Origin of the sequence: Prevotella sp. tc2-28, from assembly GCF_900107705.1 — a bacterium.
In the GTDB taxonomy this organism is placed as follows: domain Bacteria; phylum Bacteroidota; class Bacteroidia; order Bacteroidales; family Bacteroidaceae; genus Prevotella.
This window is the reverse complement of record NZ_FNRE01000007.1, coordinates 48,483-65,931: the sequence shown is the minus strand read 5'-3', so window position 1 is coordinate 65,931 and position 17,449 is coordinate 48,483. Positions and strand designations below refer to the sequence as shown.

The following is a 17,449-nucleotide window of genomic DNA, read 5'->3' as shown; positions in this document are numbered from 1 at the left end:
CCAAAAGCGATAAACACCATACACTGAGAAGCTATGGGAGTCTGCCTAGCATTGATTCTAGCATCACAGCAGAGTCCTGTTGCAATTTACACTGAAAACAGGGCCAGAATGTTACGTGTAAATGCAATCAATAGACAAGAATTGTTAAAACAACTCACTTTTTATCCCAAAAGTTTGATTTTTAAAACAGTATCTGTCCCTATGGCATTCCTATGGCATTCAAGCCATGTGGCCTCGCTTATTCTGTTCGTTAAATTGGAATTTACTTTTTCCTTTTTTTTTACGCCACCTAATAGCAAATCTCAAAATCACTATGGCAGCGATAATATAAAAGAAATATCTCACAATAAAAATAATAATAAGCAGAAAAGTTTGATAACTATATTGCCCAACCTTTTCCATGAAAGAGGCGTTTTCGTCAATCTGATAGAGATGGTATCTTGGCAATATATATTCTTCATTTCCTTCATATAGCCTGAGCGTATCTAATGACTCGTTTACAATAGTTGAGTCCGGATTTGATATTACATTTTTATATACCTCGTTATCCGAATCAGCCTTAGTCCAAGTAATTATGATATAGGGATGTTTGTATTCATAGTGTCCGCATACATAATCGGTGAAATGGCCAACAAAATCAGTTGAAGAGATTTCTCCCTCTACCTGAGAGTTCGATTCGAACTCTATATAAATCCTTTCGCAAGCATTGTAATAGCCTTGATAACTCTTGCCTGTAAGGTTGTTATTATCGCAAGAGTATAAAGACACAGCAACAAGGCAAAGGAACACCCACCAATATTTTATGACGAAATGTTTCATTATATATTCTGCTAAATTGATTTATCTGTTGTTACAATTTAGTCATGTGATAGCCCATACGTTTCAGTTGCATGGCAACACCAAACAGGTAGAGTTGGTGCAGGCATGCGACGTAGGCATCGAAAGCCTCCTTGGTTCCTGGCTCTATACGCTGGTGCATCAAGGCATTATAGACACGAGAGGCACACTCGCCAGTGACTTTCTCCAACACGGTATAGGCGATGCCTCTCAGCAACAGCACATCTTCACGGATATATTCATCCATGCTGTCGTAGCCCCGCTTGTCGCGCATATAGGCATAGAGGTCATCTATCTTCGAGTATATTTCCCATTCAGCATCCCAGAACTTGGCGACGGCCATGCCGATATACATCATCCAGCCCAGTGAGGCTGAGGGATAATCCTGGAACTCACGGATGCCGTCGGGGATGTAAGCCTTGGCTATCTCCTCCCATTTGTCTTCTACGTCAGGACACTCAGGAAGCCGTTCGTCCACTTCTTTCATTGAGAGCAGGAACTGATGTAAGTCTTTTCGTAATATCTCTTCAAAATTCTCCATACTTCTATAACATGTTAAAACTACGGGCAAAGTTACTCATTTTGCTGGAAATTTACTATTTTTGCAGCAATTATTATAATAGTTTAGGAAAATAACAGGCGTTGGAAGTCACGAGAATAAACGTAGAAAGAACGACGTTTTACCTTTAGTAAAAGAATATGGACAATCTGCAAGAAATATTTCCGATAGTCGATGAAGAGGGCAGGGTAGTAGGCTCTGCCACTCGCGGCGAGTGTCATAGTGGCACGAAACAGCTGCACCCTGTGGTGCATCTGCATGTGTTTAACTCAAATGGCGACATCTACCTGCAACGCAGACCTGACTGGAAAGACATCCAGCCAGGGAAGTGGGACACGGCAGTTGGTGGCCATATTGACTACGGTGAGACACCGGAAGAGGCCCTTCGCCGTGAGGTTCGTGAAGAATTGGGCATTACCGACTTCACTCCTGAGTTCGTAGACAAATACGTCTTTGAGAGTCTGCGTGAGCGTGAACTCGTGTATGTGAACCGCACGACCTACGACGGTCCTGTATCGCCCTCAGCCGACGAGTTGGACGGAGGCCGTTTCTGGACAATGCGTGAGATTCGTGAAGCCATCGGACAAGGCATACTGACCCCCAATTTCGAAAGTGAGTTTCAGCGTTGTTTTGGATCTGTCGTTTCCAACGGTTGAAAGTATATGTAAAATCATCCATATCATCATAACTAACAATAAAAATGAAAAAACTATTGATTACATTAGCCTCGGTGCTGGCATTACAGGCATCGGCGCAAGAACAACAGCTGTTTGACAATGGCTGGGAGTTTACGTACAACGGCAAGACGACAACCGTTAATCTTCCACACGATTGGGACATCTATTACGCTTCCAATCCCGAGACAGGAACTACAGGCACTGAGGGTGGCTGGTTTCCCGCCGGAAAGGGTGAATATCGCAAGCGTTTTGCCGGTAACCTCATGAAGGTCAAGAAGGGTGAACTGGTCAAGCTCCATTTCGAAGGCGTCTACCAGCGAGCCGAAGTGTTCATCAACGGCAAGAAGGCCGGACAGCATGCCTACGGATACACTCCGTTCACCGTTGACATCACCCCTTATGTCTATACGGACAAGCGCGAAAATGAACTCGTCGTCAAGGTGGACAACAGTCAGCAGACAAACTGTCGTTGGTACTCGGGTTCGGGCATCTATCGACATGTATGGCTTCAGACGATGCCAACCTTGCATATTGCTGAGAATGGCGTGTTCGTCACCACCACCGACGTGTCTGCCGACAAGGCTACGGTAAATGTAGCCGTCACGGTGCAGAACGAGTCGAAGGACGCACAGCAGACCACCGTCGAGGTGGAAGGTCAGCAGCAGGACGTCACGGTGAATGCCGGCGAGTGCAAGACGGTCAACTTCAGCTATACTATCCAGCATCCGCGTCTCTGGTCGCCTCAAGACCCCTATCTCTATACTGTTAACTGCAGACTCCGCTCACCGCTTACCTCAAACCATTCAACCCGTTTCGGTGTCCGCACCTTCTCATACGATGCTGAGAAAGGCTTTGTGCTCAATGGGGAGTCCCTATTGCTGAATGGCGGTTGCGTGCATCACGACGACGGAGTGATTGGCGCAATGGCCTTCGACGATGCAGAGATTCGCAAGGTTCGCCTGATGAAGCAGGCTGGCTTCAACCTGATACGTACTAGTCATAATCCCACCACACGTGCCTTCCTCGATGCCTGCGACTCACTGGGCATGCTCGTTATCGGCGAGGCTTTCGACGGATGGCGTAAGGCAAAGAAACCTTACGACTACTCGACACTCATCGACTCCTGCTATCGGGAGGATATCCACGCTATGGTGCTGCGTGACCGTAACCATCCCAGCATCATCTCGTGGAGCATCGGCAACGAGGTCATTGAGCGCAAGGAGATTGGTGTCGTCGCTACGGCCCGAAAGTTGAAGGCTGCCGTATTGGAGTGCGACACGACGCGTCCTGTGACGGAAGCTCTTTGTGCGTGGGATCCCGACTGGGAAATCTACGACCCTCACTTCGAAGTACTTGACATTGCAGGCTACAACTATATGATTTTCAAGCATGCCACCGACCATCAACGTGATCCCAAGCGTGTGATGTGGCAGACGGAGAGTTTCCCGCGTGACGCTTTCAGAAACTGGGCTTATGTCCACGACAATCCCTACATTATCGGCGATATGGTGTGGACCGGTCTTGACTATCTCGGCGAATCAGGAATCGGACGTTACTACTATGAAGGAGAGCGCCCTGGAGAGAGCTATGTCGAGGGAGGACAACCCGACTGGCACGGTGCCTGCTGCGGTGATGTCGACATGACGGGTTATCGTCGTCCTATCAGTCATTATCGTGACATCCTGTGGAATGACCGCGGATTGTTTATGGCGGTAAAGGAGCCGAATGGCTATCATGGGAAGATATATGAGACATCCTGGAGCGTATGGCCTACCTGGGAGAGTTGGAACTGGGCAGGATGGGAAGGAAAACCCATCGATGTCGAGGTGTACACCAAGGCCCCTGAGGTGAAACTCTATCTGAACGACCAGCTAGTAGACACCAAGAAGGTAGACCGCTCTACCGAGTTCAAGGCGGTGTTCAATCTGCCTTACCAACCAGGTACTTTGCGCGCAGAGGCCGGAGGTCAGCGCGTCATGCTGTCGACAGCAGGCAAACCCGCCCGTCTGCGTCTGACAGCCGACAGGAATCACCTTGTTCCCGGTGGTCAGTCGTTGGCCTATATCACCGTTGAGGTCGTCGACAAAAACGGAAACGTCTGTCCTGATGCCGCAATTCCTTGTCAGGTGAGTGTCAGCGGTTCCGCCATGCTGATGGCAGCAGCCTCTGCCGATTTGAAAGACCGTACAGCCAAGACGTCACCCAGTTTCACCACCTGGAAAGGCCGCGCCATTATCGTTGTTCGCAGCACCCAGAGCAAGGGAACTGCCAACATCCGCGTCAAGAGTCAGCTGCCTACAGCTTCGCTCAAGATGTAATATAGGTCTAATAAGCCTGTTCGTGGACCCCTTTGACCGCTCGGCCAGAGGGGTCGTTTAGGTTCTTGAAGGCAGCATCCCATTCGAGGGCGATAGCAGTAGAACAAGCTACGCTGGCTTCGGATGGAACACTACGTGCAGCAGAATCGCTGGGGAAATGTTCGGCGAAGATGCAGCGGTAGTAGTATTCCTCCTTGTTTTTCGGAGGATTGATGGGAAACCGCTCTGCAGCATGTGCCATCTGCTCGTCAGTGACCGCTTGTGCGGTGATGGCTTTCAACGTATCAATCCACGAATAGCCCACACCGTCGGAGAACTGCTCTTTCTGTCGCCAGGCAACCTCAGCAGGTAGCAGGTCGGCAAAGGCCTCACGAACAATCTTCTTCTCGATGGTCTGTCCCGGACACATCTTAGCCTCCGGATTGGTGCGCATCGCTACGTCGAGAAATTCTTTGTCTAGGAAAGGCACGCGCCCCTCGACGCCCCAAGCAGACAGGCTTTTGTTGGCACGCAGACAGTCGTAGAGATGGAGTTTCGAAAGTTTGCGTACCGTTTCGTCGTGGAAGTCGCGTGCCGTTGGTGCTTTGTGGAAATAGAGATAGCCTCCGAATATCTCGTCAGCACCCTCACCGGAGAGTACCATCTTGATGCCCATCGACTTGATGACGCGTGCCAGCAGATACATCGGTGTAGAGGCGCGTACGGTGGTAACGTCGTAAGTCTCGATATAGTAGATGACATCGCGGATGGCATCAAGACCTTCCTGAATGGTATAGTTGATTTCATGGTGTACGGTACCGATATGGTCGGCTACCATGCGTGCTTTGGCCAGGTCGGGTGCTCCTTTGAGTCCGACGGCAAAGGAGTGTAGCCGGGGCCAGTAAGCCTTGGTCTGCGAGTTGTCCTCGATGCGCATCTCGCTGAACTTCTCGGCAATGGCTGAGATGACCGACGAGTCGAGTCCGCCAGAGAGGAGAACACCGTAGGGCACGTCGCTCATGAGTTGTCGCTTGACGGCACTTACCAATGCGTCATGAATGGCAGACACGCTGGCATCGTTGTCCTTCACGGCATCGTAATCGAACCAGTCGCGCTGATAGTATCGTTTCATGCCAGGCTCCTTGCTCCAAAAGTAATGTCCGGGCAGGAACGGTTCGTAACGCTCGCACTGGCCTTCGAGGGCTTTTAGTTCTGAGGCTACATAAATGGTGCCGTTGCTGTCGTAACCGATATAAAGTGGAATCACACCGATGGGGTCACGGGCAATGAAGAATTCATCACGCTCCTCGTCATAAAGCACGAAAGCGAAGATGCCTGAGAGGTCCTCGAGAAAGTTGATGCCTTTGTCGCGATAGAGTGCCAGTATGACTTCGCAGTCGGAGCCAGTCTGGAAGTCGTACTTCCCGGCATAGCGACGGCGAATTTCCTGATGGTTGTATATCTCACCATTAACGGCGAGCACCTGCTTACGGTCGGGCGAGAAGAGAGGTTGCTGACCTGACTCCGGGTCGACGATGCTCAGTCGCTCGTGTGCCAGAATGGCTGAGCCGCCACAGTAAATGCCGCTCCAGTCGGGTCCGCGGTGACGAATTTTCTGACTCATTCTCAGAGCCTTCTCTCTCAGTTTAGAAGTTTGTTCTTCTACATTTAATATAGCTACTATTCCACACATAGTCTGATGGGTTTTATTGTTGGTTGATACATGTTTTCACGAACGACAGGAAGAGCGGGTGGGGGCGGAGTACCGTGGACGAGTATTCGGGATGAAACTGTGTGCCGATGTACCAGCGCAGGGTCGGTATCTCGACAATCTCCACTAGGTCGGCAGCAGGATTGGTGCCAACACACTGCATGCCGGCCTGCTCGTAATCCTCTTTGTACGCATTGTTGAACTCATAGCGGTGCCGATGACGCTCTTTGGTCAGCAGACCCTCCCCCTGCCCCTCCCTGTTATGGAGGGGAGTAGATAGTTCTGACTGCGAATATGCATCAAATGACTTACTACCTTTTAATACTTTACAATCGTATGCGCCTAATCTCATCGTACCCCCCATCTGCGTAATGTTTTTCTGTTCTTCCATCAAATCGATAACATTTACAGGATCTTGGTAATTACTCCCCTCCATAACAGGGAGGGGTTGGGGGTGGGTCTGCTGGGGGATGGGTCTCATCTCGGCACTGTTGGCATCCTTGTAGCCCAGCACGTTGCGGGCAAATTCAATGACCATCATCTGCATACCTAAGCAGATGCCGAAAGTGGGCATGTCGTGCTCCCGCCCATACTGTGCGGCGATAATCTTTCCCTCGATGCCCCGCTGCCCGAACCCTGGACATACGATGAACCCCGCCAATCCTTGCAATTTCTCGGCAACGTTCTCTGGGGTGATCTCCTCGCTGTTGATGAAGTGGATCTTCACCTTCACGTCATTGTAGATGCCTGCCAGGTTCAGACTCTCACGGATACTCTTGTAAGCATCCTGCAGGTCGTACTTGCCCACCAGTCCGATGTTGACCACCTCGGTGGCTTTGCGCTGCTTGTCGAGGAAGGCGTTCCATGCAGCCATTCCTGTTGCGTCGCTATTGTTGTCAACCGCTAAGCCTACTTTCTTGAGGATAACGGTGTCGAGTCCTTGACGCTGCATGTTGACAGGCACCTCGTAGATGCTGGCAAGGTCCTGACTCTGTATGACGGCATCCATGTCGACATTGCAGAAGTGTGCCACCTTCTGGCGGATATCGTCGCTGAGGTCGTGTTCGGTGCGCAACACCAATACCTCGGGCTGTATGCCCAGTCCTTGCAATTGCTTTACGCTGGTCTGTGTCGGTTTGGTTTTCAGCTCGCCAGCAGCAGCCAAGTAGGGCACATAGGTCAGGTGAACGTTAACGGCACGACGGGGCCCGAGTTCCCAACGTAGCTGTCGGATAGCTTCGAGGAACGGCTGGCTCTCAATGTCGCCGATGGTTCCTCCCACCTCGGTGATGACAAAGTCGAGTGGTTGTTTTGATGCGTTGAGCAGGATGCGCCGCTTGATCTCGTCGGTGATGTGAGGCACCACCTGAATGGTCTTGCCCAGATAGTCGCCGTGACGCTCTCGCTCGATGACACTCAGGTAAATGCGTCCCGTGGTGACACTATTGTTGCGTGTGGTCTCAATGCCTGTGAACCGCTCGTAGTGACCTAAGTCCAGGTCGGTTTCCATGCCGTCTGCCGTCACGTAGCATTCCCCGTGCTCGTAAGGGTTGAGTGTGCCCGGGTCGATGTTGATGTAGGGGTCGAATTTCTGAATGGTAATGCGAAAGCCGCGTGCTTGCAGCAATTTGCCGAGCGAGGCCGAAATGATGCCCTTGCCCAGTGATGAGGCGACGCCTCCAGTGATAAAAATATATTTTGTTTCCATAACTAGGTGTTAATAATCAACGCAAAAATCCCCCCCGTCCATATCGCATGGACGAGAGGGTACCTGGAAAAAGATTATGGTTGCAGCGTGAAACCCAGAACCAGGTAAGCTTTCTGTGAACAGGGATTAGCTATTACCTGTCCGAAGATAGGAACGGAGAACGTGTCCGTAATCCGTATGTCCTTAGTGGCCCGTAGCGAGAGGTTGGTCACAGCAAAGCCATTGGTGCCATACTGCACCGACTCGAAGGGGACGGCACCCGCCGTAGCAGTCCAGTCGACAGTAGCTAAACGAAATGGGACATTAATTTCTGCGTAACTGCTGTAGTTGCGTTTGCCGTCCTCCTTGTAGTCGTTACCGGTGAAGTTGGTGTACCATTTGACTGAGGCGAACCCGAAGTCGTAGCCGGCAAAGGCCTCGAAGATGTGGTTGGTGCCGTGAGCATCATACTTGAAGTAGCGGCCTTCGGGGTCTTGTCCCACGCTGAACCAGTAGTCGGTCACGCCGAAATTGAGTCCGCTGATGGCGTAGGCGAGTGTCAGGTCGAACTCCTTCACGTCGTCTTTGTTGGACAGTCCGTAACTGCCCCAGGCTGTCAGCGACAGGCCTTTGTATTCTACGCCAAAGGTAGGCTGTACGGCTACGTCGGCCAACTTCAGGCCACGCCAGATGTACTCGTTGACGAAGTCGCCCTTGATAGTTGTTTCAAACTCACTTTTCTTACCATCCTGTGCAAGGGTAGTGCCACTCAGCACTAGTCCCATTGCGAATAAAACAATCTTTTTCATACCCTAAAATTTTTCTTTGCATGTTTCACTTAGTTATAACAAGTCTCACCGTGTTCGTAGATGTCAAGACCTTCGTCCTCGATACGGGCATCGACGCGCAGTCCATGTAGCTTCTTGATACCATAGAACAGAGCGACGCCGCAAACTGCAGCCCAGAGGTCGATGACCAGAATGCCAAAGCACTGAGCAGCGAAGAAACCCCATCCGTGACCATAGAAAGCACCGCTTTCCGTAGCCAGCAGTCCGGTCATCAATGTCCCTAGGATACCGCATACACCATGAACGCTGGACGCACCTACAGGATCGTCGATGTGTAACTTGTGGTCGATGAACTCGATGGCATAAACCAAAACCGTGCCACATACCAGTCCGATGACGACGGCACCTATCGGAGATACCAGGTCGCATCCTGCCGTAATGCCTACCAGTCCTGCCAACACGCCGTTCAGCGTCAGTGACAGCGAGGGCTTGCCGTATTTGAAATAAGTGAGGAACATCGTTGCCACGCCGCCGGCAACAGCTGCCAGGTTAGTGGTCAGGAAGACATGCGAAATGGCCACGCGGTTGACTTCGCCGGAGGCTGCCAGCTGTGAACCGGGGTTGAAGCCGAACCATCCCAGCCAGAGAATGAATACGCCCAAGGCTGCCATCATCAGCGAATGGCCGGGGATGGCGCGACTGCTGCCGTCCTTGGCATACTTGCCGCGACGGGCCCCCAGTGCAATGGCTCCGATCAATGCCAGCACACCACCTACGCTGTGCACGATAGCCGAGCCGGCAAAGTCGTGGAAGACGGCGCCGAAGGTGGTCGTCATAAACGAGTCGGCGGCATCGTTGCATAGCCAGCCTCCGCCCCACGTCCAGTGTCCCTCGACGGGGTAGATGAACAGCGAGATGACAGCACTGTAGATGAGGTACATCGAGAACTTCGTGCGCTCAGCCATAGCCCCGCTGACGATGGTGGCAGAGGTGGCGCAGAACACCGTCTCGAAAATCAGGAAGCCCTCAACGGGCAGGTCGCCCTTGTAGAAACTCAGGTCGCCCCAGTTCGGAGCACCTATGAAACCGGCCCCTTCGCTGCCGAACATGAATCCGAAGCCGAGAAAGAAGAACAACAGCGAGCCGAACATGAAGTCGACAAAGTTCTTCATCAGGATGTTTACCGTGTTCTTCGAACGTGTGAAACCAGCCTCACACAGCGCAAAACCGGGCTGCATCCAGAAAACCAACATGGCTGCTAACAACATCCATACGGTATCAAGTGATAATCCTATTTCGTTCATAATTCTTTTTACCTTTAATCGTTTTACTTCTTACTTCTTGTCTCTAAGTACCGTGTCACCATGTTCTCCTGTGCGGATGCTCCACGTGTCAATGACGTCGCTGATGAAGATACGTCCGTCACCTACATTACCGGTATGAGCTACTTTCAGAATGACCTGGATGGTTGGATCAACTATCACGTCGCGGCACACAATGGTCAACGCAACTCGTTCGATGACATCGGTGGAATACTGTACTCCACGGTAGATTCGCTCCTGACGACTCTGCCCGATGCCGTGAACGTCGTGGTACTCAAACCAGTCGATGTCAGACGAGAGCAGGGCTTCCTTGACCTCTTCAAACTTGGTCTTGCGGATAATTGCTTCAATCTTTTTCATACCTTAATACCATTTTAAATAAATAATTCGTTTTTGTGTCATCTTGCAAGATTACGACTGCAAAGGTAGGGTGATTCATGAAAAAAAGCCGTATATATTTCCAAATTTAAGCGAAGAAATTTTACGAAATTGACAATGTGTAAAGTATACATCCTTTAAACAGGTCGTTCTGCTTACGTTTTGACGTAAATCATGACTTTTTCTTATCAAAACGTAATTAGTACACAAATCTAAAACAAAATATTGTCACAAAAATGATTGTTTTACTAACTTTTTGATTTATCTTTGCACTCGAAATCGAAACAAAAGAAAGATTTAACTGGGATAATATGACAAAAAGTAAGCTAAACGGACTTTATCAACCACAGTATGAGCATGACGCATGCGGTGTGGGTATGATAGTGAATATACACGGAGGCAAGAGTCACGAACTGGTGGATCAGGCTTTGCGTGTATTGGAGAATATGGAACATCGTGGTGCCGAAACGCGCGACAAGACGGGTGACGGTGCCGGAATTATGCTTCAGATTCCTCACGAGTTTATTCTGTTGCAGGGTATTCCCGTTCCTGAGAAAGGGAAATACGGCACGGGTTTGGTGTTCCTGCCTAAGGATGAGCGGGCACAGCAGCAGATTCTGAGCGTGATGATAGAAGAGATTGAGCGCGAGGGTCTGACGCTGATGCATTTGCGCACGGTGCCTACAAACCCTGAGGTATTGGGTGTGGCTGCCCGTGAGGTAGAACCTGACATCAAGCAGATTTTCGTAACGGGCGTGAGCGAAGAGCGTGTTCCCGTGTTTGACCGTATATTATATAAGGTTCGCAAGCGTATCGAAAACCGTATCGCTGACGAGGACTTCTACCTGTGCTCACTGTCGAGCAAGAACATCATCTATAAGGGTATGCTGACCAGCGGACAGTTGCGACGCTATTTCCCTGACCTGTCAAGTGACTACTTTACAAGCGGATTGGCGCTGGTGCACTCTAGATTTTCAACCAACACATTCCCTAAATGGAAACTTGCCCAGCCCTTCCGCTTGTTAGCTCATAACGGTGAGATAAACACCATTCGAGGTAACCGCGGCTGGATGAAGGCACGTGAGAGTGTGCTCTCGAGCGAGGCACTGGGCGACATCAAGGATCTGCGACCGATTGTTCAGGAAGGGATGAGTGATAGTGCAAGCCTCGATAACGTATTTGAATTTCTGATGATGAGTGGTCTCTCACTGCCTCAGGCAATGGCTATTCTGGTACCTGAGAGCTTTAACGACAAGAACCCCATCAGCGAGGACTTGAAGGCGTTCTACGAGTATCACTCTATATTAATGGAGCCTTGGGACGGTCCCGCTGCACTGCTCTTCAGCGACGGTCGCTATGCGGGAGGAATGCTGGACAGAAACGGTCTGCGCCCCAGCCGCTACACGATTACGAAGCAGGGGATGATGGTGGTTGCTAGCGAGGTTGGCGTTATGGACTTCGAGCCAGGCGACGTCGTCAGCAAGGGACGCCTGCAACCTGGTAAGATACTTCTCATAGACACGCAGGAAGGTAAGATTTACTACGACGGCGAGATCAAGGAGAAGCTGGCCAAGGCACATCCTTATCGCGAGTGGCTCTCTGAGAACCGCGTTCAGTTGGAGAAGCTGAAGAGCGGCCGTAAGGTAGACAACAGCGTGAGCGACTTGCAGTCCAAACTGGTGCAGTTCGGCTACGGACAAGAGGATATCGACAAAACCATCATTCCTATGGCTACAGCCGGACAGGAACCTGTTGCTGCAATGGGTAACGACACCCCGTTGGCTGTGATTAGCGACCGTCCACAGGTGTTTTTCAACTATTTCCGTCAACAGTTTGCACAGGTCACCAATCCCGCCATCGACCCGATACGCGAGGAGTTGGTGATGTCGCTCACAGAGTATATCGGTGCTGTAGGAACCAACATCCTGACGCCCGACGCTTCTAACTGTAAGATGGTGCGCTTGCCGCAACCCGTACTGACCAACACACAACTCGATATATTATGCAACATCCGCTACAAGGGATTCAAGACGAAGAAACTGCCCATTCTCTTTGAAATAGCACAAGGTGAGAGCGGACTTCGCCAGGCCCTCGAAGACCTCTGCAAGAAGGCAGAAGAAAGTGTTGATGAGGGGGTTAACTACATCATTCTGAGCGATCGCGACCTTGACGAGACGCACGCTGCTATTCCGAGTCTGCTGGCTGTCAGCGCTGTCCACCACTATCTCATCAGCGTGGGCAAGCGAGTACAGACTGCTCTCATCGTGGAGAGCGGTGAGATTCGCGAGGTGATGCATGCTGCCCTGTTGCTGGGCTATGGTGCAAGTGCCCTGTGTCCTTATATGACCTTCGCTATCCTCGACGATCTGGTGAAGCGCGGCAAGATTCAGGAGGAGTATGCCACGGCTGAAGCTCATTACATCAAGGCGGTAGACAAGGGCTTGAAGAAGATTATGTCGAAAATGGGCATCTCGACCATCCGTTCCTATCGTGGTGCGAAGATTTTCGAGAGTATCGGACTGAGTGAGGACCTGCTGCGCCGCTACTTCGGTACCGAGGTGAGCACCATTGGCGGTATCGGACTGAAGGAGATTGCCCGCGATGCCATCCGAATGAAGACCCACCCCCAGCCCCTCCCTATGAGTGAGGGGAGTAGTTACCTTCCTAACCATGGGCAGTTCTCGTGGCGCAAGGACGGCATCAAGCATGCGTGGAACCCGGAGACGATTGCGAAACTGCAACTGGCTTGTCGGCAAGGCTCGTACGAGAAGTTTAAGGAGTGGTCAAAGCTTGTCGATGAGAAAGAATCTCCTATCTTCCTCCGCGACTTCCTCACCTTTAAGAAGGCATCTACTCCCCTCCCTACACAGGAAGGGGCAGGGGGAGAGTCTGTCGAACCCGTGGAGAGCATCGTCAAGCATTTCGTAACAGGTGCAATGTCGTTCGGAGCCTTGAGTATCGAGGCTCACGAGGCACTGGCGCTGGCAATGAACAAACTGGGTGCACGTAGCAACACTGGTGAGGGTGGTGAGGATAATGCCCGCTACCACACGGAGGTGGATGGCGTAAGCCTGAGTTCAAAGACCAAGCAGATTGCATCAGGACGTTTTGGCGTGACAGCTGAATACCTGGTCAACGCTGAGGAGATACAGATCAAGGTGGCACAGGGTGCGAAACCTGGTGAGGGTGGACAACTGCCCGGATTCAAGGTGAACGACATCATTGCAAAGACGCGTAATGCCATTCCCGGCATCTCGCTCATCTCGCCGCCACCTCATCATGATATCTATAGTATTGAAGACCTGGCACAGCTCATCTTCGACCTGAAGAATATCAATCCTACGGCTGCCGTCAGTGTGAAACTCGTAGCCGAGAGTGGGGTAGGCACTATCGCTGCCGGTGTGGCTAAGGCTAAGGCTGACCTCATTGTCATCTCAGGTGCAGAGGGAGGCACGGGTGCTTCGCCTGCCAGTTCGATGCGCTTTGCCGGTATCTCGCCCGAGATAGGACTTGCCGAGACGCAGCAGACACTGGTGATGAACGGCTTGCGCAACCAGGTGCGCCTGCAGACCGACGGTCAGTTGAAGACCGCCAAAGACGTCATCATCATGGCGATGCTGGGCGCCGACGAGTTCTCGTTTGGCACGCTGCCTCTTATCGTGCTGGGTTGTGTCATGATGCGTAAGTGTAATACCAATACTTGTCCGATGGGTGTGGCAACGCAGAATCCGGAGTTGCGTAAACACTTTGAAGGGCGCGCTGAGTATGTGGTCAACTACTTCACCTTCCTGGCTCAGCAGGTGCGCGAGTATCTCGCAGAGATCGGAGTACACTCGCTGAAGGAGATTATTGGTCATACGGAGCTCATCGAAATAAGTGAAAAGTTAAAAGTGAAAAGTGAAAAATTGGCTGCCGCTGAGAAATGGCAGACCATCGACTTCGGACGACTGCTACATAAGCCTGAGACGGATAAGGCCCTCTACTGGGACCGTGGTGCCTACACTAAGGTGACGGGCGTGAAGGATGAGGAAATCATCCGTGCCGCCCAAAAGGCCATCAACGAGCAGGAAGAGGTGACACTCGACTATGCCGTCAAGAATACTGACCGTGCACTAGGCACAATGCTCTCGGGTGTTATCGCCAAGAAATATGGCGAGGAAGGTCTGCCTGATGGAACGATCAAGATTAAGTTCAAAGGCTCGGCTGGTCAGAGCTTCGGTGCCTTTGCCGTGAAGGGTGTTGACATCCGACTGGAAGGTGAGACTAACGACTATTTTGGCAAGGGCCTCTCTGGCGGTCGCATATCCATCCTGCCGCCAACCCGTCGCAGCATCGACTTCAAGGCCGAAGAGAACATCATCGCGGGTAACACTGGCTTGTATGGTGCTACCTCAGGTGAGCTGTATATCAATGGTAAGGTGGGAGAGCGCTTTGGTGTGCGCAACTCGGGTGCCATTGCTGTCATCGAGGGTGCTGGCGATCACTGCTGCGAATACATGACAGGCGGTCGCGTGGTTGTTCTCGGAAAGACAGGTCGCAACTTTGCCGCAGGTATGAGTGGTGGCGTGGCTTATGTGTACGATCCTGACCATACATTCGATTACTTCTGTAACATGGATATGGTCGAGCTCTCGCTAGTCGAGGACTCCGTGTCGCGCAAGGAACTGCTGGAGTTGATTCGTCAGCACTACCTGCACACAGGCTCAGTCCTTGCCGGACGGATGCTCGACGACTGGCACCGCTACATCGAGGACTTCATCCAGGTCGTTCCTATCGAGTACAAACGTGTGCTTGAAGAAGAGAAGATGGCACGCCTGCATGAGAAGATTGCCGACATCCAGCGCGACTATTAAATAATAAATAGTAAATTGTCAAATAGTAAATTGAAATGGGAAATCCAAAAGCATTTTTAGAGATACACCGCCAAGAGGCGGGCTACCGTCCGATTCACGATAGAATCCACGACTTTGGCGAGGTGGAGCAGACGCTCAACACCCGCGAACGTAAACTGCAGGCAAGTCGCTGCATGGACTGCGGCGTACCCTTCTGCCACTGGGCTTGTCCACTGGGCAACAAAGCCCCGGAGTGGAACGACGCCCTCTATAAAGGCGACTGGGAGTTGGCTTACAAGTTGCTTAACAGCACTAATCCCTTCCCCGAGTTCACTGGTCGCATCTGTCCAGCCTTGTGCGAGAAGGCCTGCGTGCTCAATCGTTTCAACCACGAGCCTACCACCAACCGCGAAGACGAGTGTGCAATCACGGAGGCAGCTTTCCGCGAGGGTTACATCCAGCCGCATACCGACATCCAGCGCAATGGAAAGAAGGTGGCAGTGATTGGAGCTGGTCCTGCCGGACTGGTTACAGCCAACGACCTGAACCTGATGGGCTATACCGTCACCGTGTTCGAGAAGAACGAGGCCGCAGGCGGTCTGCTGCGCTACGGCATCCCTAACTTCAAGCTCAACAAGGCCGTCATCGACCGGCGTATCGCGCTGCTCGAGGGCGAGGGCATCGAATTTAAATACGGCTGTGCTATTAATCTAGACAATCTAGACAATCTAGACAATCTAGTTAATCTAGAAACCCTAGCCCGCGACTTTGCCGCCGTCGTCATCGCCACTGGTACGCCAACGGCGCGTGACCTCCGTGCCCCTGGCCGTGAACTGCAGGGAGTACATTTCGCCCTCGAACTGCTTGCACAGCAGAACCGCGTGCTGGCAGGCATCGAGTTTAGTAAGGATGATCGCATCACTGCCAAGGGGAAAGACGTGCTGGTGATAGGTGGCGGCGACACTGGTTCCGACTGCATCGGTACGGCTCATCGTCAGGGGTGCAAGAGCGTTACCCAGATTGAGATTATGCCCCGTCCTGTGGAAGGACCAGAGGACCCGCAGAACCCCTGGCCCAATTGGCCTCGCACCCTCAAGACCACTTCATCGCACGAAGAAGGCTGCACGCGCCGTTGGAACATCAACACGTTGGAATTCCTCGGCGAGAACGGCAAGCTGACCGGTGTTAAAGTGCAAGAAATAGACTGGGAACCCAATCCTACCGGAGGTCGTCCGATGATGGTCGAGAAGGGCAAGCCCGAGATTATCAAGGCCGAGCTCTGTCTGCTGGCTATGGGTTTCCTCAAACCCGAGCATCCCGAGTATCCTAAGAACGTCTTCGTCTGCGGCGACAGTGCCAATGGTGCCTCGCTCGTTGTCCGTGCGATGGCCAGCGGTCGTCAGACAGCCCAGCAGGTTAACAACTATCTGTCCAAAAATTCCTATTAGCCCGATACGCCCTATGAAAAAGATTCCCTTTACCAAGATGCACGGCTGTGGCAACGACTACATCTACGTCAACGTTATGCAGCACCCCATTGCCGACCCCTCGGCTGCTGCTATCGCATGGAGCGACCGCCACAAAGGCATAGGCAGCGACGGTCTGGTGCTGATCGGGAAATCGCCTGTTCCCGAGGCCGATTATTCTATGCGTATCTTCAATGCCGACGGGAGTGAAGCCATGATGTGTGGCAATGCATCCAGGTGTATTGGGAAATACCTCTTTGAGCGAGGACTCACGGACAAGACCGAGATTCGCCTGCTGACACTCTCGGGCATCAAGACCCTTCAACTGCATCTGACCGATAACAAGGTCGCCTCAGTCACCGTTGATATGGGTGAGCCCGTGCTGGAGGATAGCTCGCTATATGTCGCCTCGCGGAAAGTGGGCGAGGGGACGTTTGTCTCGATGGGCAATCCGCACTTCGTTGTCTTCACTGACGATGTGGACCAAGTGGGCACGACAGGTCCTAAATTGGAAAAACATCCGGCATTCCCGCAGCGTTGTAATATCGAGTTTGTGACCCCCCTTCCGTCCACCACGGGAGACACCATGGAAACGACAGGAGTCCCCTCGGGAGCCGTAGAGGGAACCTTTCGTGTTCGCGTCTGGGAACGGGGCAGCGGCATTACGATGGCTTGCGGTACGGGAGCCTGTGCCACTGCTGTGGCTGCATGTCTGAGTGAACGTGCTGGGCGCCAGAGCACCATTTTGATGGATGGTGGTTCGCTGCAAATCGAATGGCGCGAGTGCGATAACCGCGTTTATATGACCGGTCCTGCCGACTTTGTCTTCGACGGTGAAGCAGCATTGCCCCATCAATCAATTGATCAATAAATTGTCAAATAGTAAATAGTCCAA

The 17,449-nt window shown here is 51.8% G+C and carries 12 protein-coding genes; 5 read left to right on the top strand and 7 right to left on the bottom strand.

From position 1 onward, the window contains the following. Positions 1 to 219: 219 nt before the first annotated feature. Both BLU47_RS07725 and BLU47_RS07720 read right to left on the bottom strand, forming a co-directional pair. The gene (locus BLU47_RS07725; protein WP_091960740.1) at positions 220 to 819 is read right to left on the bottom strand and encodes a hypothetical protein; all 600 of its coding nucleotides are present in this window, start codon (positions 817 to 819) and stop codon (positions 220 to 222) included. Between the two features lie 31 nt (positions 820 to 850). After that, positions 851 to 1,378 carry a hypothetical protein gene (locus BLU47_RS07720; protein ID WP_091960737.1) on the bottom strand — a complete coding sequence of 176 codons (528 nt, stop codon included), beginning with the start codon at positions 1,376 to 1,378 and terminating at the stop codon, positions 851 to 853. 158 nt (positions 1,379 to 1,536) lie between these two features. Between BLU47_RS07720 and BLU47_RS07715 the strand changes: the two genes are divergently transcribed. Continuing rightward, entirely contained in the window at positions 1,537 to 2,052 is a 516-nt protein-coding gene (locus BLU47_RS07715) for an NUDIX hydrolase (protein WP_091960734.1), read from the top strand. Between the two features lie 44 nt (positions 2,053 to 2,096). Continuing rightward, positions 2,097 to 4,391, top strand: coding sequence for a glycoside hydrolase family 2 TIM barrel-domain containing protein (locus BLU47_RS07710; RefSeq protein ID WP_091960732.1), 2,295 nt, complete (start codon positions 2,097 to 2,099; stop codon positions 4,389 to 4,391). 7 nt (positions 4,392 to 4,398) lie between these two features. On the opposite strand, the gene asnB is transcribed toward BLU47_RS07710, so the two are convergent. The 5 genes from asnB to BLU47_RS07685 form a co-directional block, all read right to left on the bottom strand. Next, the gene (asnB, locus tag BLU47_RS07705) at positions 4,399 to 6,063 is read right to left on the bottom strand and encodes an asparagine synthase B (RefSeq protein WP_091960729.1); all 1,665 of its coding nucleotides are present in this window, start codon (positions 6,061 to 6,063) and stop codon (positions 4,399 to 4,401) included. Positions 6,064 to 6,076: 13 nt separating this feature from the next. After that, entirely contained in the window at positions 6,077 to 7,789 is a 1,713-nt protein-coding gene (locus BLU47_RS07700; protein ID WP_091960726.1) for a CTP synthase, read from the bottom strand. Positions 7,790 to 7,863: 74 nt separating this feature from the next. After that, positions 7,864 to 8,577, bottom strand: a complete 714-nt coding sequence (locus BLU47_RS07695) for a TorF family putative porin (protein ID WP_091960723.1) — start codon at positions 8,575 to 8,577, stop codon at positions 7,864 to 7,866. 29 nt (positions 8,578 to 8,606) lie between these two features. Then, positions 8,607 to 9,860 (bottom strand): ammonium transporter, encoded by a 1,254-nt coding sequence (locus BLU47_RS07690; RefSeq protein ID WP_091960720.1) that lies wholly within the window; start codon positions 9,858 to 9,860, stop codon positions 8,607 to 8,609. A 30-nt stretch (positions 9,861 to 9,890) separates the two neighbouring features. After that, on the bottom strand, positions 9,891 to 10,238 hold the full coding sequence (locus BLU47_RS07685) for a P-II family nitrogen regulator (protein WP_091960716.1): 348 nt from the start codon (positions 10,236 to 10,238) through the stop codon (positions 9,891 to 9,893). Between the two features lie 329 nt (positions 10,239 to 10,567). Between BLU47_RS07685 and gltB the strand changes: the two genes are divergently transcribed. From gltB to dapF, 3 genes are read left to right on the top strand one after another with little or no spacing between them, the layout of a single operon-like run. Then, complete coding sequence (gltB, locus tag BLU47_RS07680) at positions 10,568 to 15,109, top strand: glutamate synthase large subunit (RefSeq protein ID WP_091960713.1); 4,542 nt, start codon at positions 10,568 to 10,570, stop codon at positions 15,107 to 15,109. Between the two features lie 35 nt (positions 15,110 to 15,144). Continuing rightward, positions 15,145 to 16,536 carry a glutamate synthase subunit beta gene (locus BLU47_RS07675; RefSeq protein ID WP_091960710.1) on the top strand — a complete coding sequence of 464 codons (1,392 nt, stop codon included), beginning with the start codon at positions 15,145 to 15,147 and terminating at the stop codon, positions 16,534 to 16,536. Positions 16,537 to 16,549: 13 nt separating this feature from the next. After that, positions 16,550 to 17,425 carry a diaminopimelate epimerase gene (gene dapF / locus BLU47_RS07670; protein ID WP_091960707.1) on the top strand — a complete coding sequence of 292 codons (876 nt, stop codon included), beginning with the start codon at positions 16,550 to 16,552 and terminating at the stop codon, positions 17,423 to 17,425. Positions 17,426 to 17,449 lie beyond the last annotated feature (24 nt).